This is a genomic window from Modestobacter sp. L9-4, from assembly GCF_019112525.1.
Taxonomy (GTDB): Bacteria; Actinomycetota; Actinomycetes; order Mycobacteriales; family Geodermatophilaceae; genus Modestobacter.
Genome location: NZ_CP077800.1, coordinates 296,475 through 313,495 on the forward strand (window position 1 = coordinate 296,475; position 17,021 = coordinate 313,495).

17 protein-coding genes are annotated in these 17,021 nt (G+C 74.5%); 12 read left to right on the forward strand and 5 right to left on the reverse strand.

Going from position 1 to position 17,021, the window contains the following annotated elements:
- The first annotated feature begins 40 nt into the window (after nt 1-40).
- The 7 genes from KUM42_RS01380 to KUM42_RS01410 all read left to right on the forward strand — a co-directional run bounded on the left by KUM42_RS01380 (nt 41) and on the right by KUM42_RS01410 (nt 7,389).
- A complete protein-coding gene (locus tag KUM42_RS01380) occupies nt 41-1,132 on the forward strand; it encodes an amidohydrolase family protein (RefSeq protein ID WP_237494534.1) in 1,092 nt (363 codons plus the stop codon).
- Entirely contained in the window at nt 1,132-1,890 is a 759-nt protein-coding gene (locus KUM42_RS01385) for an iron-sulfur cluster assembly protein (RefSeq protein WP_237494535.1), read from the forward strand. The genes KUM42_RS01380 and KUM42_RS01385 overlap by 1 nt, the downstream gene beginning before the upstream one ends.
- Nucleotides 1,887-2,912, forward strand: coding sequence for an NAD(P)-dependent alcohol dehydrogenase (locus KUM42_RS01390; protein WP_237494536.1), 1,026 nt, complete (start codon nt 1,887-1,889; stop codon nt 2,910-2,912). The genes KUM42_RS01385 and KUM42_RS01390 overlap by 4 nt, the downstream gene beginning before the upstream one ends.
- 104 nt (nt 2,913-3,016) lie before the next feature.
- Complete coding sequence (locus tag KUM42_RS01395) at nt 3,017-3,871, forward strand: NAD(P)-dependent oxidoreductase (protein ID WP_237494537.1); 855 nt, start codon at nt 3,017-3,019, stop codon at nt 3,869-3,871.
- Nucleotides 3,868-5,187: a glucose-6-phosphate dehydrogenase gene (locus KUM42_RS01400; RefSeq protein WP_237494538.1), complete on the forward strand. Its 1,320-nt coding sequence runs from the start codon at nt 3,868-3,870 to the stop codon at nt 5,185-5,187. Before KUM42_RS01395 ends, KUM42_RS01400 begins: the two co-directional genes overlap by 4 nt.
- Entirely contained in the window at nt 5,184-5,570 is a 387-nt protein-coding gene (locus tag KUM42_RS01405) for a DUF6394 family protein (protein WP_237494539.1), read from the forward strand. The genes KUM42_RS01400 and KUM42_RS01405 overlap by 4 nt, the downstream gene beginning before the upstream one ends.
- Before the next feature lie 7 nt (nt 5,571-5,577).
- Nucleotides 5,578-7,389, forward strand: coding sequence for a TrkA family potassium uptake protein (locus tag KUM42_RS01410; RefSeq protein ID WP_237494540.1), 1,812 nt, complete (start codon nt 5,578-5,580; stop codon nt 7,387-7,389).
- A 13-nt stretch (nt 7,390-7,402) separates the two neighbouring features.
- Here the strand turns inward: KUM42_RS01410 and KUM42_RS01415 are convergent, their stop codons facing one another.
- From KUM42_RS01415 to KUM42_RS01430, 4 genes are all read right to left on the reverse strand, one after another.
- Complete coding sequence (locus tag KUM42_RS01415; RefSeq protein WP_237494541.1) at nt 7,403-7,672, reverse strand: hypothetical protein; 270 nt, start codon at nt 7,670-7,672, stop codon at nt 7,403-7,405.
- Between the two features lie 19 nt (nt 7,673-7,691).
- Nucleotides 7,692-7,844: a hypothetical protein gene (locus KUM42_RS01420; protein ID WP_237494542.1), complete on the reverse strand. Its 153-nt coding sequence runs from the start codon at nt 7,842-7,844 to the stop codon at nt 7,692-7,694.
- A gap of 244 nt (nt 7,845-8,088) precedes the next feature.
- Nucleotides 8,089-8,676 carry a hypothetical protein gene (locus KUM42_RS01425; RefSeq protein ID WP_237494543.1) on the reverse strand — a complete coding sequence of 196 codons (588 nt, stop codon included), beginning with the start codon at nt 8,674-8,676 and terminating at the stop codon, nt 8,089-8,091.
- 13 nt (nt 8,677-8,689) lie between these two features.
- Nucleotides 8,690-9,838, reverse strand: coding sequence for a zinc-dependent alcohol dehydrogenase (locus tag KUM42_RS01430; protein ID WP_237494544.1), 1,149 nt, complete (start codon nt 9,836-9,838; stop codon nt 8,690-8,692).
- Between the two features lie 173 nt (nt 9,839-10,011).
- Between KUM42_RS01430 and KUM42_RS01435 the strand changes: the two genes are divergently transcribed.
- Nucleotides 10,012-11,253: an esterase-like activity of phytase family protein gene (locus KUM42_RS01435; protein ID WP_237494545.1), complete on the forward strand. Its 1,242-nt coding sequence runs from the start codon at nt 10,012-10,014 to the stop codon at nt 11,251-11,253.
- A 70-nt stretch (nt 11,254-11,323) separates the two neighbouring features.
- On the opposite strand, the gene KUM42_RS01440 is transcribed toward KUM42_RS01435, so the two are convergent.
- Nucleotides 11,324-11,929, reverse strand: coding sequence for a hypothetical protein (locus KUM42_RS01440; protein ID WP_237494546.1), 606 nt, complete (start codon nt 11,927-11,929; stop codon nt 11,324-11,326).
- 127 nt (nt 11,930-12,056) lie between these two features.
- On the opposite strand from KUM42_RS01440, the gene KUM42_RS01445 reads away from it, so the two are divergent.
- The 4 genes from KUM42_RS01445 (at nt 12,057) to KUM42_RS01460 (ending at nt 17,007) form a co-directional block, all read left to right on the forward strand.
- Nucleotides 12,057-13,196 carry a glycosyltransferase gene (locus KUM42_RS01445; RefSeq protein ID WP_237494547.1) on the forward strand — a complete coding sequence of 380 codons (1,140 nt, stop codon included), beginning with the start codon at nt 12,057-12,059 and terminating at the stop codon, nt 13,194-13,196.
- Between the two features lie 50 nt (nt 13,197-13,246).
- Nucleotides 13,247-13,885, forward strand: a complete 639-nt coding sequence (locus tag KUM42_RS01450) for a TetR/AcrR family transcriptional regulator (protein ID WP_237494548.1) — start codon at nt 13,247-13,249, stop codon at nt 13,883-13,885.
- A gap of 117 nt (nt 13,886-14,002) precedes the next feature.
- Nucleotides 14,003-16,285: a glycoside hydrolase family 3 C-terminal domain-containing protein gene (locus tag KUM42_RS01455; protein WP_237494549.1), complete on the forward strand. Its 2,283-nt coding sequence runs from the start codon at nt 14,003-14,005 to the stop codon at nt 16,283-16,285.
- Nucleotides 16,286-16,359: 74 nt separating this feature from the next.
- Nucleotides 16,360-17,007 (forward strand): hypothetical protein, encoded by a 648-nt coding sequence (locus KUM42_RS01460; RefSeq protein ID WP_237494550.1) that lies wholly within the window; start codon nt 16,360-16,362, stop codon nt 17,005-17,007.
- Nucleotides 17,008-17,021 lie beyond the last annotated feature (14 nt).

Here is a 17,021-nt window from a genome sequence, read left to right on the forward strand (position 1 = left end):
GGACACCTGGCGGACGTCGGTCGCCGTCCTAACGTCCAGTGTGACCCAGCTCGCACTCGACGAGCCGGCACCGGTCGAGGAGGACGGCGTGTACAGCAAGGACGGCGAGGACTACTTCATCGTGGACGCGCACATCGCGCTGTGGGACGCGCGTCCGGAGAACCAGCTGAACGTGCACGGCAAGCAGTTCATCGACTGCTTCTACGACTACCACCGCAACCTCAGCCCGGAGTCGGAGGTCTGGCCCTACGAGGAGTACCTCTACCAGGGCGGCGAGCGGCTGATGCGCGACGTGTTCGGCAACGGGGTCGTCGACCACGCCGTCTTCCAGCCCGCCCGGCTGGGCGAGTTCTACGCCCGCGGCTTCGGCCAGACCGAGGAGGCGTTCGCGCTCACCCAGGCCCACCCGGACAAGCTCACCTACAACCACTGGTTCGACCCGCGGGACGGCGAGCGCGGGCTGGACCAGCTCCGCGAGGACGCCGAGCGATTCGGCCTCAAGGGCGTGAAGCTCTACACCGCCGACTGGCACGGGGACTCCCGCGGCTGGAAGCTCAACGACCCGATGGCCTACCGGTACTTCGAGCTGTGCCGGGAGCTGGGCATCACCAACATCCACGTGCACAAGGGCCCGACGATCCGCCCGCTGGACCGCGACGCCTTCGACGTGGCCGACGTCGACCACGTGGCCACCGACTTCACCGACCTGCAGTTCATCGTCGAGCACTGCGGGCTGCCGCGGCTGGAGGACTTCTGCTGGATCGCCACCCAGGAGCCCAACGTGCACGCCGGGCTGGCCGTGGCCATCCCGTTCATCCACACCCGGCCGCGCTACTTCGCCCAGATCATGGGCGAGCTCGTCTACTGGCTCGGCGAGGACCGCATCCTCTTCTCCAGCGACTACGCGCTCTGGACGCCGACCTGGCTGGTCGAGCGGTTCGTGGACTTCCAGATCCCTGCGGACATGACCGAGTACGGCCCGCTCACCACCGCGGTGAAGAAGAAGGTGCTCGGGCTCAACGCGGCGAAGCTCTACGGCATCCCGGTGCCGCCGGAGCTGCAGCTGCCCGACGCCGACGAGACCGCGACGGGGCCCCGCGAGCCGGGCAGCGCCGACCTGGCGATGGCCTGATGACGGCGACCCTGACGCTGACCGAGGACGACGTCCGGGCCGCGCTGTCGACCGTCGTGGACCCCGAGCTCGACGAGCCGATCACCGACGTCGGCTTCGTCCGCTCGGTCACCGTCGACGGCAGTGTGGTGGAGGTGCACCTGCGACTGCCCACGTCGTTCTGCGCGCCGAACTTCGCCTGGCTGATGGTCTCCGACGCCCAGGACGCCCTCCGCGCCCTGCCCGGCGCCGGCCGGGTCGTGGTGGAGCTCGACGACCACCACGACTCCGACCTGATCAACGCCGGGCTCGCCGCAGACGCCGGCTACCGCGGCACGTTCGGCCACGAGGCCGAGGACTCCCTCGACGAGCTGCGGGCGACCTTCCGGCGGAAGGCGCACACCGCGGCGATGGAGCGGGCGCTCACCGCCTGGCTGCGGGCCGACCCGGCCCGCGCCGAGGACGCGGTCGGTGCCCTGCTGCTCCGAGACCTGCCCGCCGGCCCGGTGACGGACGCGTTGCTGGACCGGCGGGCAGCCCTCGGGCTGCCGGTCGACCCGACCTCGCCCGTGCTGCTGGCCCCCGACGGCACCCGCCCACCGGCCGGGGCGGTGACCGCGACGCTGCGCCGGGCCCGCTCGGTGCGCATCTCCGTCGACGGCAACGCGCACTTCTGCCGCGGCCTGCTCACCACGCGGTACCCCGGCGCCGAGGCCGACCAGACCCCGCGCCCCTCGATCGACTCCCGCCCGCTCCTGCCCCTGGAGGTCCTGTCATGAGAGCCGTCCGCGTCACCGGCTACCACCAGCCCCTGCGGATGGACGACGTCCCGAAGCCCGAGCCCACCGGCCCGCACGACGTCGTCGTCCGGATCGGCGGGGCCGGCGTCTGCCGCACCGACCTGCACGTGCTGGAGGGCCAGTGGGCGGAGAAGTCGCAGGTCGCGCTGCCGTACACGATCGGGCACGAGAACGCCGGCTGGGTCGACGCCGTGGGCTCCGCGGTGACCAACGTGGCGCCCGGCGACAAGGTGATCCTGCACCCGCTGCTCACCTGCGGGCTGTGCCGCGCCTGCCGCGCCGGCGACGACGTGCACTGCGAGAACTCCCAGTTCCCCGGCATCGACACCGACGGCGGCTACGCCGAGTTCCTGCTCACCTCCGCCCGCAGCTGCGTGAAGATCGACGACTCGCTGGAGCCCGCGGACGTCGCCGCGCTCGCCGACGCCGGCCTGACCGCGTACCACGCGGCGGCCAAGGCGGCCGCCCGGCTGCGGGCCGGTGACCGGTGCGTGGTGATCGGCGCCGGCGGCCTGGGACACATCGGCATCCAGGTCATGCACGCCATCTCCCCCGCCGAGCTCATCGTCATCGACCGCAACCCCGACGCGGTCAAGCTGGCGCTGGAGATCGGCGCGGACCACGCGGTCGTCGCCGACGGCACGCACGCCGAGCAGGTGCGGGAGCTGACCGGTGGCCACGGCGCGGAGGTGGTCATCGACTTCGTCGGCGAGGGCGGGTCCACGAAGGAAGGGCTGGCCATGACGCGGCGGGCCGGTGACTACCTGGTGGTCGGCTACGGCGAGAACGTCGACGTGCCGACCATCGACCTGATCTCGGCGGAGATCAACATCATCGGCAACCTGGTCGGCAGCTACAACGACCTGGTCGAGCTGATGGCCCTGGCCGCCCAGCAGAAGGTGCGGCTGCACACCGCCCGGTACGCCCTGGACGACTTCCAGTCCGCGATCGACGACCTCGACGCCGGCCGGGTGCGCGGCCGGGCGATCCTCGTGCCCTGAGCCTCCCGGGGCCCCGGCTGCGGGGCCCCGGCGGGCGGGCCGGTGTGTGCGCGGGGTCGTGGTCGGGAAGAGTGGCCCGGGCACCACCGACGCGAGGAGAGCACATGGCACGGGTTGCAGTGACCGGCAGCAGCGGGAAGCTGGGCAGGGCGGTGGTCACGCACCTGCTCGAGTCCGGCTGGGACGTGCTGGCCCTGGACCGGGTGCCGAGCGCGCGCACCGACGTGGAGTCCTCGATCGTCGACCTCACCGACGCCGGGCAGGCGTTCGAGGCCCTCGCCGGCTTCGACGAGCACGCCCCGGTCGACGCGCTGGTGCACCTGGCCGCCGTCCCCGCGCCCGGGCTGATGCCGAACTCGGCGGTCTTCACCAACAACGCCACCACGTCGTACAACGTCTACGCCGCCGCGCTGCGGGCCGGCATCCGCAAGATCGTCTGGGCGTCGAGCGAGACCGTGCTCGGCCTGCCCTTCGACGAGGACCCGCCCTACGTGCCCGTCGACGAGGAGTACACCCCGCGGCCGACCACCACCTACTCGCTGGTGAAGACCCTGGAGGAGGAGATGGCCCGCCAGCTCTGCCGCTGGCACCCCGACCTGTCGATGACCGGGCTGCGGTTCAGCAACGTCATGTACCCCGAGGACTACGCGGCCTTCCCCGGCTACGACGAGTCCACCGCGGCCCGCCGCTGGAACCTGTGGGGCTACATCGACGCCCGGGACGGCGCCCAGGCCGTGCGCCGCGGGCTGGAGCACACCGAGTCCGGCGCCGACGTCTTCATCGTGGCCAACGCCGACACCGTGAGCACCCGGCCGAACGCCGAGCTGCTCGCCGCGGAGTTCCCGGGCGTGCCCGTCAACCGCGAGCTCGGCGAGCACGAGACGCTGCTGTCGATCGACAAGGCGCGTCGCGTCCTCGGCTTCGAGCCCACCCACTCGTGGCGGGACGAGCGACCGTGATCACCCGCTTCCTGCTGCTGGGCGCCACCGGGGACATGGCCGGTCGGCACCTGCTGCCTGCGCTGGCCGAGTCCGCCGCGGCCGGCACGCTGCCCGAGGGCCTGCAGGTCGTCGGCGCCGCTCCCCAGGACTGGGACGACCAGACCTTCCGCGCCCACGTCGCCACCCGGCTCGCCGAGCACGCCGCCGACGTCCCGGCCGGCGTCCGGGACACCCTCGTGGCCGGACTGCGGTACCGGCGGGTCGACTTCGACGACCCGGCCACCGCCGCCGCCGCCGTGGCCGCCTTCGACGGCGAGGGACCGGTGGCGGCCTACCTGGGCCTGCCGCCGACCGCCTTCCCCGCCGCGCTGACCGCGCTCGGGGAGGCCGGGCTGCCCACCGGCAGCCGCATCGCCGTGGAGAAGCCGTTCGGTGCCGACCTGGCCAGCGCCGGGGAACTCGACGCGCTGCTCACGAAGGTGACCGGCGGCGTGGAGGAGGCGGCCTACCGGGTCGACCACTTCCTCGGCATGCCGGGCGTGCAGACGCTGCTCGCCCTGCACGCCCCCGGCAGCCCGCTGGTGCCCGGCTGGGGTGCGGAGACCGTCGCCTCGGTCGAGGTGCTCTGGGAGGAGACCCTGGGGCTCGCGGGCCGGTCGGGCTTCTACGACCGCAACGGCGCCATCCGCGACGTCCTGCAGAACCACCTGCTGCAGTCGCTGACGCTGCTGGTGATGGAGCAGCCGGCCACCGACTCCGAGGCCGACCTGCACGCCGCCAAGCTCGCGGCGCTGCGCGCGGTCCGGGTGACCGACCCCGCGGCCACCCGCCGCGCCCGGTACGCCGCCGGCACGCTGACCTCCGGCGACGAGGTGCCCGACTACGCCGCCGACCCCGAGGTCGACCCGGCCCGCGGTACCGAGACCCTCGTCGAGCTGCAGCTGACCGTCGACACCCCCCGCTGGGCCGGCACCAGCTTCCTGGTGCGCACCGGCAAGGCGCTGTCCCGCGACCACAAGGGCGTGCTGCTCACCTTCCGCGGCACCGCCCCGCAGGTCGACCCGGCCCTGGCCGAGCGGGTCGCCGACGACCAGCTGTGGGTCACCCTCGACGGCGCCGTCCAGGCCGACGGCGACGTCGACGTGCACGCCCCGGGCGAGCGCACCGCCTACCGGCAGGTGCTCGCCGACGTGCTCTCCGGCGGTTCGCGCACGTCGGTGAGCAGCGCGGAGACCGAGGCGGCGTGGCGGGTCGTCGACCCGGTGCTGCGCGCCTGGGCAGCCGGCGAGGTGCCGCTGGAGACCTACCCCGCGGGCTCGGGGGGTCCGGCGTGAACCTGGAGAAGGTGGTCTTCGGGTTCTTCGTCGTCCTGGCCGCGACGCTGAACTTCGGCTTCTTCATCGGCGACATCGGCGACCCGGAGCTGCACAACAAGTACGAGCTCTACGCCGCCGTGGTGGTCAACCTGATCGCCACGGTGCTGAAGTTCGGCGACCGCACGCAGATCGGCGCGGTGCACCTGGCCACCAGCCTGGTCGCCGACCTGCAGCTCATCGGCGCCTCGCTGATGTACGTCTACGCCGACCACATCTCCTCCGCCGGGCTGACCGAGGGCTGGACGGCGAGCATCGTGTCGCTGTCCGGCGGGGCGCTGCTGGCCAACGTGGTCTCGGTGGTGCTGCTGGTCGTGGAGACCACCTCCTCCCACCGCGGCTGACGGCGCCGTGACCACCCGCCTGCGTGCCCTGTGGCGTGACCTGGTGCCCCGCGAGGAGCGGCGGGGACGCCGGGCGGCGATGCGGCTGTCCGCCGCCTCGACCGCCCGGTCGGCGGAGTCGATCTTCCAGGTGCTCCGGCGGATGCGCACACCGCTGATCGCACTGATCGCGGTGTTCGCCGTCAGCACCCTGGGGCTCACGCTCATCCCCGGCCAGGACACCACCGGTGCGCCGGTGCGGATGTCGTTCTTCGACGCCTTCTACGTCATCAGCTACACCGCCACGACGATCGGCTTCGGCGAGATCCCCTACCCGTTCACCTACGGCCAGCGGCTGTGGGTGACGGTCACGATCTACCTCAGCGTGATCGGCTGGGCGTACGCCATCGGCTCGCTGCTGGCCCTGCTGCGGGACCGGGCGTTCCGGGCGGCACTGGCCCGGCAGCACGTCACCCGCAAGGTGGCCCGGCTGCGGGAGCCGTTCGTGCTCATCGCCGGCTACGGGCGCACCGGGGAGCTGCTGGGGCGCTCGCTGGACGCCCTGGGCCGACGCTTCGTGGTGCTCGACCACAGCCCCGAGCGGATCGACGACCTCGAGCTGGACGCCTACGCCGCCGACGTCCCCGGCCTCACCGGCGACGCCCGCGACCCCGGCAACCTGGCCGTCGCCGGGCTGGACCACCCCTCCTGCGCGGCCGTGGTGGCCCTCACCGACGACGAGGAGGCCAACCTCGCCGTCGTGATGGCCGCCGCGCTGCTGCGCCCGGACCTCCCGGTGATCGCCCGGGTCACCTCACCGGTGATCGCCGACCGGATGCGGGCGTTCGGCGACCCGAGCACGGTCAACCCGCTGGACCGGTTCGGCGACCACCTGCGGCTGGCGCTGCGGGCGCCGGCGGCCTACCAGCTGCAGACCTGGCTGGAGGCCGGCCCCGGCGCCGAGCTGCCCGACCGCGGGTCCCCGCCGCGCGACGGGCACTGGGTGGTGGTCGGCTACGGGCGGCTGGGCCGCGAGCTGACCCGGGACCTGCGGGCGGAGGGGCTGCAGGTGACGGTCGTCGACCCCGGCGCCGACGACGGCGACGTCGAGGGGACCGGCGACGACGGCCGGGTGGTGGCCGACGGCTCGGACCCCGCGGTGCTCGCCGACGTCGACCTCGAGCACGCCGTGGGCTTCCTGGCCGGCACGGACAACGACACGACCAACCTGTCGCTGGTGGCCGCGGCCCGGCGGATCAACCCGGCGCTGTTCGTCGGCGCCCGGCAGAACGCCGCCGCGAACGCCCCGCTGTTCACCGCCATGGAGCTCGACGCGCTCCTGGTGCCGGCCGAGGTGATCGCGCACGAGGTCTACGCGCAGCTGTCCACGCCACTGCTGTGGCGCTTCCTGCGCGACCTGCCCACCCGGGACGACGCATGGGCCCGCGACGTCCTCGGCCGGCTGGTCGGGCTCTGCGGCACCCGGCTGCAGACGCTGTGGAAGGTGCGGCTCACCCCCGATGCGGCCCCCGCCGTGCAGGACTGGCTGGCGACGGGGCAGGCCCGGCTGGGCGACCTGCTGCGCAACCCCGAGGACCGCGACGTCGCGCTGCACGCCGTCCCGCTGCTCGTGCTGCGCGGGGACACCGCGACGGCCGCCCCGGACGAGGACTTCCTGCTGGCACCCGGCGACGAGCTGCTGCTGGCCGGCTGGTCGGCCGCGGAGCGGGCGCTGACCACCATGCTGGAGGTCGACGCGGTGCACGAGTACGTGCTCACCGGACGGCGGGTGCCCTCCAGCTGGATCTGGCGGAAGCTGACCCCCGCCCACCGCGACTGAGCCGCGGCCGGGCTCAGCCCCGCTCGGCCCGGCGCTGCTCGATCACGCGGCCGACGAGCACCCGCCGGCGGGCGCGCACGGAACCGCCGGGCCGGCCGACGTGGTGCGGGTAGCGGCCGGCCTCGGCGGACAGCTGCTGCGCGGCGAGCAGCGTCGCCGAGGGGCGGGCCGGGACCGCGGGCTGGGTCACGACGACCAGCCGGTCGCCCCCTCCCCCGTCGGTGACGGGTTCGGGGGCGGCCGGCAGCAGGCCCTCGGCCTCGGGGTGCAGCTCGGTCAGCACGAAGGCCGACCGCGGTGGGTCACGACTCGGGCACCGGGCTCTCGGCCGGGGCGGCGTCGGCGTCGCGCTCGACACCGACGGGACGGGCGACGAGGACCGACTTGCGCGGCATCAGGCGCGGGTCGGGCCGACGGGGGCTGTCGGGGACCTGGGACGTTCCTTCGGTGCTCACGAGCGACCTCCCTGCATCTGGACTCCCGGCCGGAGCCGGTTCGCCGGCTGGCGGCCCTCGGACGACGAGCCGGCCCCGGCGGGAGCCGAGGAGGTGCCGGTGTGCCGTCGTGCGGAGGTGGACCCCATCGGGACCGCCGATGTCCCCTCCGCCTGCGGAGGGGCCTGAACGCCGGACGACGTCGAGCTGAACGCTACCCGCCCGGCGCCACGGCCTCCTCCGCCTCGCCGGGGAGACCGCCCGATCAGCCCCGCAGCGCCCGCACGAGACGGCGCCCGCCGAACACCGCCGCGCCCGCCCCGGCCACCCACGGACCGGCCACCAGCAGCGGGTCGATCAGCTGGTGCCGCGCGTCGCTGCGGCCCCTGCGCGAGGAGACGCCGCCGTGGGTGAGCTCGGTGCGCACACCGGTCTCGGTCACCGGGTTGTCCGGGTGAGCCGAGACGAACGAGCGCAGGTGCGCGCCCCACGCGTCGACCCGGTCACCGGCGATGAGCAGCAGCCAGTGCCCGTTGCGACCCTCGCTGTAGCGCTCGTAGGCGAACCGCCGGATCGCCCCGGAGAGCCCGTGCAGCGGCTGCGCCGTGCCGAACACCGGGGTGACGAAGGCGTGCTCGACCGAGCGCTCACGACCCTCCGCGCCGGGCTGGCGGTCGGGGAAGTCCCAGTGGGCCCCGGTCGAGGCCGGGTACTGCAGCTTCGGGTAGGACGGCCGGTCGGCCGGGTCGAGGTCGGCGCCCCAGCCGGGGATGCGGGCGCGCAGCTCCTCCCGGCTCGGCGGTGGCGTCCGCTTGTCACGGACGTAGGCGGACGGGATCTCGGGATCGGTCATGGCTGTCTCCCCCTCAGAACGCGCTGGGCACGATCAGCGGCTTGATGCAGCCGTCGAGCTTGGCCGAGAACACGTGGTAGGCCTCGGAGATGTCCTCCAGCGGGAAGCGGTGCGTGACCATGTCCCGCGGCGTCAGATGGCCGTTGCGTACGTGCTCGAACATCCGCGGCCACTGCCGCTTCACCGGCGTCTGGTTCATCCGCAGCGTGAGGCCCTTGTTCAGCGCGTCGCCGAACTTGACCGCGTTCGGGATCGGCCCGTAGGCACCCACCACCCCGACGTTGCCGCCCTTGCGCACGGCGTCGATCGCCCAGTTCAGCGCGATCGGCGAGCCGCCCTGCAGCTTGAGCTTGGTGCCGGTGACGTGCTGCAGGAAGCTGCCGTCGGCCTCGGCGCCCACCGCCTCGATCACCACGTCGGCGCCGATGTAGTCGGTCTGCTTCTTCAGCTCCACGACGATGTCGTCGTGCTCGTCGTAGTTGAGCGTCTCGGCGTGGGCCATGGTCGCGGCCTTCTCCAGCCGCTCGGTGAGGTGGTCGACCACGATCACCCGACCGGCCCCCATGAGCCACGAGGACTGCGCGGCGATCAGCCCGACCGGGCCCGCCCCCAGGACGACGACCGTGTCGCCCTCGGCGATCTCACCGAGCTGGGCGCCGAAGTAGCCGGTCGCGGCGGCGTCGGTGAGCAGGACGGCGTCCTCGTCGTGCATCCAGTCCGGGATCCTGACCGGGCCGACGTCGGCGAAGGGCACGCGCACGTACTCGGCCTGGCCGCCGTCGTAGCCGCCGGTGGTGTGCGAGTAGCCGTAGATGCCGCCCACCGCGGTGGCGTTGGGGTTCACGTTGTGGCAGTTGGAGTACAGGCCGCGGGCGCAGAAGAAGCAGGACCCGCAGTAGATGTTGAACGGCACCATCACCCGGTCACCGACGGCCAGGTTCTCCACCGACGGGCCGACCTCCTCGACGACGCCGATGAACTCGTGGCCGAAGGTGTGCCCGATCCGGGTGTCCGGCATCAGCCCGTGGTAGAGGTGCAGGTCGGAGCCGCAGATCGCCGCCAGCGTGACGCGCACGACCGCGTCGTTGGGGTGCTCGATCCGGGGCCGGTCCTTCTCCTCGACGCGCAGCTTGTACGGGCCGCGGTAGGTCATCGCGCGCATGGTGCCTCCTGGGAGCAGGTGTTCCGCCGCCAGTGCCCCGTCCCCACCCGGTGCACACACGCGGCGCGTTCACGGGGTGCTCACAGGGCGGTCACGAGCAGGCCGGGTGGCGTCTGCCTCGCCGGGCCACGGTCAGCGCGTCCGTTCCACCGCCCGTCCCTGGGAGACCACCCGTGCGCCGTCCGTCCCGCCGTGCCGCCCTGACCCTCTCCGCCGCCGGACTGCTGGCCGCGGTCGCGGTCCCCGCCGTCGCCGCCGGCCTCACGCCCGTGCCCCAGGGCAACGGCACCCAGCAGGCCGAGGTCGTCGGCCGCTCGGTCCTGCCCTCGGCGACCTTCGGGGAGCAGATCCCCTCCGGCGCGCTCGCCAGCCCCGCCAACGGCGTCACCACGCCCTTCGCGGCGCAGCCCGTCCAGGGCTTCTCCGGCCTGATCAAGGACGGCGACGACTGGCTGGTGCTGGAGGACAACGGCTACGGCACCAAGGCCAACAGCGCCGACTTCCTGCTGCGCGCCGTCCGGCTGCACATCGACACCACCACGCAGAAGAGCACCGTGGTCGAGGGCGGCTTCAGCCTCTCCGACCCCGACCGCAAGCTGCCCTTCACGCCCGTCCGCAGCGACCGCCGGCTCACCGGTGCCGACCTGGACCCCGAGTCCTTCCAGCGGATGGCCGACGGCACCTTCTGGATCGGTGAGGAGTTCGGTCCGAGCCTGGTGCACGTCGACGCCACCGGCAAGGTGCTCGCCGCCCCCGTGCAGCCCGAGGGCGTCCGCTCCCCCGACGCGTGGGACCTGGGCGGGGCCACCCCGACGCTGTCGTCGAGCAAGGGCTTCGAGGGCATGGCGCTCGGCGTCGACGGCCACACCCTCTACCCGATGCTCGAGGGCGCCGTCGTCGGTGACGACCCGGCCACCCGCCGCATGTACAGCTTCGACACCAACACCGGGAAGTACACCGGTCTGAAGGCGAAGGTGAGGTTCGAGGTGGCCGGTGACTCCCTCGGTGACATGGTCGCCCTGGACGTCAACCGGTTCCTGATCCTGGAGCGGGACAACAACCAGGGCCCGGCCTCCCAGCTCAAGGCCGTCTACCTGCTCGACACCCGCGACATCGACCGGGATGGCTACGCCGACAAGCGACTGCTGGTGAACCTGATGGCCATGCCCGACCCGCAGGGCGTCGCCGGCACCAAGGGCGCCTTCTTCACCTTCCCCTTCGTCACCATCGAGCAGATCGCCGTCCTCGACGACCACCACGTCATCGTCGGCAACGACAACAACTACCCGGGCTCCAACGGGCGCACCGCCGGCGTGCCCGACGACAACGAGCACGTCGTCGTCCAGGTGGACGAGGACCTGCACGTCGACCCGGCCCTGGCCTCGATCAACACCCGCGGCGCCGGGCGCCGCTGACCACCCGCCGTCCGGTCCCGCACCCCGGGACCGGACGGCCCCCGCACGTCCCGCCGGTGCAGGTGCCCGCTCAGGGCACCTGCACCGTCGTCGTCACCCGCACCACCGACGGCTCCGGGGGAACCGACCCGAAGCCGAACGTCACCGGCGGCCGCACGGGTGCCACGCCCCCGAGCGGCTCGCCGTCCCAGCTGGCGGTCACCGTGGCCAGGCCGTGCAGGTCCTGCACGCCGTACCACTCGGTGCGCCCGTTGCCGGCCGAGCCCCGGGTGCGCAGGCCCGTGAGCAACCGGGCCGGGGTGTCGAGGAGCCCGACCCAGGCCGGACGCCGGGCCAGCGGCGCCGGCACCGCGCGCAGCAGCCAGCCCAGCGCCGGACGGCGGCCGACCGTGGCCTGCAGCCGCAGCGGCCCGGCGGTCAGCGTCCAGGTGCCCGGGTCGGACCGGTCGACCGCGACGTCGACCAGCCGCACCTCGTCGAAGGAGTAGGTGGCGCCGACGAACTCGGCGACCTCCTGGCTCGGCGCCAGCAGCACCCGGTGCCCGTCGGGACGCTGCACCATCACGTCGGAGAACGACCCCAGCGGCGAGCGCTGCCAGTGCCCGAGCACCACCCGGGTGCCCGACGTCGTCCCGGTGCCGAGGATCCAGCCGTCGAAGCGCATCCGTGAGGTCACCGGGAGGGGGTGACCCCAGCGGCGTGCAGCCAACCGCGATCGGACTCGCAGCCACCTGTCCGGCCGGACGGATAGAACGGTCGTCGTCATGACGTTCCAGTCAATTCGTCCCTCCGAGAGGTCCGCCGTGCGCATCCTGTTCAGTGGTGTCCCTGCCTTCGGGCACCTGCTCCCCTTCGCCCCGCTCGCCCGCGCCGCCCGGGCCGCCGGGCACGACGTCGCCCTGCTCACCAGCGGCGGCATGGCCCCGGCCCTGGCCGCCGACCTGCCGGGTGTGCCGGTGCTGCCCGCCGGGCCGATGCCCGACGTCCTGTTCGCCGAGGTCGGCAGGCGCACCGGCGTCGCCGACGCCGCGGGCGAGCCCGACCCGCGGGCGGTCGCCGAGTTCTTCGCCGGTGCCCGGGTCGACCTGACCGCCGACGAGGCGCTGGCCGCCGCCCGGGACTGGGCGCCGGACCTCATGGTGTGCGAGGCGACCGACTTCGTCGGGCCGCTGGTGGCCGCCGTCCTCGGCGTGCCCTGGCACGTGCTGGCGGTGGGCCCGGGGGTCCCGCCGGAGTTCACCGCGCCCATGACCGCCCTGGTCACCTCGCGCTACGCCGACCGCGGCGTGACCCCGACGGCCCCGGCGTCCTACGTCGACCCGGTGCCGGCCGCGCTGCAGACCCCGGGCTTCGTGCCGCCGGCCCGCCGCCTGCCGGTGCGGGCCGAGGCCCACCAGCGGCCCGGCTCCCCCGCGCCGGCCGACGCCGTCCGGGCCGGTCGGCCCCGCGTGCTGGTCACCCTGGGCACGGTCTTCACCGAGGGCGACCTCCTCGCCGGCATCGTCGGCGCCCTGGACACCGAGCAGGTCGACGTGGTCGCCACGCTCGGGGTCATGGGCCTGACCGCCCCGGAGACCCCCGGCGTCACCTACCGGACCTTCGCACCGCTGGCCGAGCTCCTGGCCGGCGTCGACGTCGTGGTGTGCGCCGGTGGCTCGGGCACGATGCTCGGCGCACTCAGCCGCAGCATCCCCCTGGTCGTGCTGCCCCAGGGTGCCGACCAGCCGCTGAACGCCGCGCGGGCCCAGGCAGCCGGGGTGGCCGTCGTCGTCAGCGACCCGAGGGAGGCGGGGGCGGCCACGCGGCTGGTGCTCACCGACCCCTCCTACGGCGCCGCCGCCGCCCGGCTCGCCGGCGAGATCGCCGCACAGCCCTCCCCTGCCGACGTCGTCGCCACCCTGACCGCCGACCGCGCCACCGCCGGGGCACCGGCCGGGCGCTGACACCACCGGACGACCGGGAGGTGACGCGCGCCGGGCCTACGCTCCGGCGCGTGTCACCTCGCGCCTACTCCTCGCCGCTCCGGGCCGAGAGCGCCGCCCGGACGCGGCAGGTCGTGCTGGACGCGGCCCGCTCCTGCTTCCTGGAGCACGGCTACGCCCGGACGAGCGTGGCGCAGATCGCCGCCGCGGCGGGGGTGGCCGTGGCGACGGTCTACACCGCCGTCGGCGGCAAGCCCCAGCTCGTCGACGCCCTCACCCGCACCGGCATGGACGCGGAGTCGATCGAGGCCTTCAGCGCCGAGCTCGCCGGGCTGGACGACGGCCGGGCGGTCCTGCAGCTGACCGCCCGGGCCACCGGCACGGTCTACGAGGAGCTGCGCGGGACCATCACGCTGCTCGTCGACAACCGGCTCGCCGACCCCGCGGTCGCCCGGGCGCACGACACGGCGGTCGCCGTCTACCGCGAGCGGCTGGCCGTCGTCGCCGAGCGGTTGCGGGCGTGCGGGGCGCTGCGCCCGGACGTGCCGGTCGCCCGCGCGGCCGACGTCCTGTGGTTCCACTTCGGGCTGGGCGCGTGGCTGACGGCCCGGGACCTGGGGTGGGACCTGGACGCCACGGCCGACTGGCTGACCGACCAGGCCGGCCACGCGCTGCTGCGCGAGGCCGACGGGGCCCGCCGGACGGGCTGACCGCCGGCGGCGGGCCCGGGCTGTCCTCCGCCGGCGTCGACCTCCTGCCTGGCCGGTTCCGGCCTCCTCCGCCACGATCGGGTCGGACGCCGCCCGCCCCCTGCCTCAGGAGCCCCCATGTCCGGTGACACCCCGCAGGGCCTCGACGTCCCGGCGCTGCTGGCCCAGCTGACGCTGGAGGAGAAGGCCGAGCTGCTGGACGGCTCGGACTTCTGGCACACCACGCCGGTGCCCCGCCTCGGCATCCCGGCCCTGCTGCTGGCCGACGGGCCGCACGGGCTGCGCCGGCAGGCCGAGGGCGGTGACCACCTCGGCCTGACCGGCAGCGTGCCGGCGACCTGCTTCCCGCCCGCCGCGGGCCTGGCCTCCAGCTGGGACGTCGACCTGCTGGCCCGGGTCGGCGAGGCACTGGGCCGCGAGTGCCGCGACCAGGGCGTCTCGGTGCTGCTGGGCCCCGGCGTCAACATGAAGCGGTCACCGCTGTGCGGGCGCAACTTCGAGTACCTGTCGGAGGACCCGCTGCTGGCGGGGCACCTGGCCGCGGCGCTGGTCGCCGGGGTGCAGCGCCAGGGCGTGGGCACCTCGCTGAAGCACTTCGCCGCCAACAACCAGGAGACCGACCGGATGACGGTCTCCGCCGACGTCGACGAGCGCACGCTGCGGGAGATCTACCTGCCGGCGTTCGAGAGGGTCGTCACCGCCGCCCAGCCGTGGACCGTCATGTGCAGCTACAACCGCATCAACGGTGTCTACGCCTCCGAGGACCCGTGGCTGCTCACCGACGTGCTGCGCGGCGACTGGGGGTTCACCGGGCTCGTCGTCTCCGACTGGACCGCGGTCGACCGGCGCGACGTCGGGCTGGCCGCCGGCCTGGACCTGGAGATGCCCTCCTCGGACGGCGGCGGCACCACCAGCGTGCTCGAGGGGCTGCGGGCGGGGCGGATCACCGAGGACGACGTCGACCGCGGCGCCACCCGGGTGCTCGCCCTGGTCGACCGGGCGCTGCGCGGGCAGGCCGTCGCCGTCGCACCGGTGGACGTCGACGCGCACCACGCGCTGGCCCGGGAGGCCGCCGCCGCCAGTGCGGTGCTGCTGACCAACGACGGCGTCCTGCCGCTGGCCGCCGAGGGCGGGGCGGTCGCGGTCATCGGCGAGTTCGCCCGCACGCCGCGGTTCCAGGGCGCCGGGTCCTCCCAGGTCGAGCCGACCCGGCTGGACACCGCCCTCGACGCGCTGCGGGAGGGGCTGGCCGGGCGGCGAGAGGTGCTCTTCGCCCCCGGCTACGAGGTCGAGGCCGCCGAGGCCGACCCCGGGCTGGTCGCCGAGGCCGTGGCCGCCGCGGCCGCCGCCGAGGTCGTCGCCCTGTTCCTGGGGCTGCCGCCGTCGTGGGAGTCCGAGGGCTACGACCGCGACACCATCGACCTGCCCGCGACCCAGGTCGCCCTGCTGCACGCCGTCGCCGACGCCAACCCGCAGGTCGTCGTGGTGCTGAGCAACGGGTCGGTCGTGGACGTCAGCCCCTGGCAGGACCGCGCGGCGGCCGTGCTGGAGGGCTGGCTGCTCGGCCAGGCCGGGGGTGCCGCGACCGCCGACCTGCTGCTGGGCGTGGTGAGCCCCTCGGGCCGGCTGGCCGAGACGGTCCCCGCCCGCTTCGCCGACAACCCGACGATCGGGGCGTTCCCCGGCGAGCACGGGCACGTCCGCTACGGCGAGGGGCTGCTCATCGGCTACCGCTGGTACGACGCACACCAGCTCCCCGTCGCCCACCCCTTCGGGCACGGGCTGAGCTACACGACCTTCGACTGGTCGGACCTGGAGGTGACCGTCCGGCCCGGGGACGACGTGCGCGTCGACGTCCGGCTGACGGTGACCAACAGCGGCGACCGGGCGGCCACCGAGACCGTGCAGCTCTACGTCACCGACCCGCAGGCGTCGGTGTACCGGCCCGAGCAGGAGCTGCGCGCCTTCACCCGGGTGCACCTGGAGCCCGGCTCGAGCACCGCGGTCGAGCTGACCCTGGACCGCCGCGCCTTCGCGTACTGGCACGTCGGGCTCGGGCGCTGGGTCGTCGAGGGCGGCACGTTCGGCCTGCGGCTGGGAGCCTCCTCCCGCGACCTGCGGCTGGCCGCCGACGTCGAGCTGCCCGGGGACGACCTGACCCCGCCGCTGGCCGCCGACTCCACCGCCGAGGCCTGGCTCGCCCACCCCGACGCCGGCCCGTGGCTGCGCGGACAGCTCGCCGACGCGGAGTTCGGCCGGCTGCTGGCCGACCCGCGCAACGGGCAGATGCTGCGCGCGGTCCCGCTGGTGCGGCTGTCCCGGATGCCCGGGTTCCCGCTGCGCGAGCAGGAGGTGAGCCCGGCCGTCGGCCGGTTCGGGGCGGGGCGGGACGCGGACTGACCGGGACACGGCCCGGGTAGGGCAGCGCTCGACCCGCCCCGCCCGGGGCACCCGACACGACCAGGAGGTCCACCGTGGGACTGCTCGACGAACTGATGGGCGGCGGCGCGCGCCAGCAGGAGTACGGCGACTTCGTCAACCGGTACCAGCAGGGCGCACCGTACGACGGCATCTCCGACGACGAGGTCGGCCAGCGCTACGGCGAGGTGGCCGGCGAGGTCGACCCGGACACCTACCAGGCCTCCGCGCGGGACGCCCTGGGCAACATGGGCGACGACGAGCGCGGCCAGTACGCCGGGCAGCTCCACCAGGCCGCGCAGGAGCGGGGGCTGGACACCGGCTGGGACGGGCAGTCGACCGACCCGGACTCGCTGGCGTCGATGACCCGCAACGTCCACCAGCAGGACCCGGGCCTGCTCGGGTCGCTGATGGGCGGCGGTGGTGGCGGACTCGGCGGACTGCTCGGCGGCGCCGGTGGCGGGGCCGGCGGCCTCGGTGGGCTGCTCGGCGGCGCCGGCGGTGCGGGCGCGGCCGGTGGCCTCGGCGGCCTGCTCGGCGGCGCGGGCGGTGGCGCCGGAGGACTCGGTGGGCTGCTCGGTGGCGCCGGTGGCGGGGCCGGCGGCAACCCGGTCATGAAGGCCGCGCTCGGCGGGATCGCCGCGATGGCGGCCCAGCGACTGATGGGCGGCGGCCAGCGCGGCCAGGGCGGTTTCGGCCTCTGACCCGTGGACCGGCA

What these genes read in the sequence shown, in the direction of transcription:
- KUM42_RS01390 (WP_237494536.1), top strand. Translation starts at nt 1,887, where the DNA reads ATGAGAGCCGTCCGCGTCACCGGCTACCACCAGCCCCTGCGGATGGAC.
- KUM42_RS01455 (WP_237494549.1), top strand. Translation starts at nt 14,003, where the DNA reads ATGTCCGGTGACACCCCGCAGGGCCTCGACGTCCCGGCGCTGCTGGCC.
- KUM42_RS01430 (WP_237494544.1), bottom strand. Translation starts at nt 9,838, where the DNA reads ATGCGCGCGATGACCTACCGCGGCCCGTACAAGCTGCGCGTCGAGGAG.
- KUM42_RS01385 (WP_237494535.1), top strand. Translation starts at nt 1,132, where the DNA reads ATGACGGCGACCCTGACGCTGACCGAGGACGACGTCCGGGCCGCGCTG.
- KUM42_RS01425 (WP_237494543.1), bottom strand. Translation starts at nt 8,676, where the DNA reads ATGACCGATCCCGAGATCCCGTCCGCCTACGTCCGTGACAAGCGGACG.
- KUM42_RS01395 (WP_237494537.1), top strand. Translation starts at nt 3,017, where the DNA reads ATGGCACGGGTTGCAGTGACCGGCAGCAGCGGGAAGCTGGGCAGGGCG.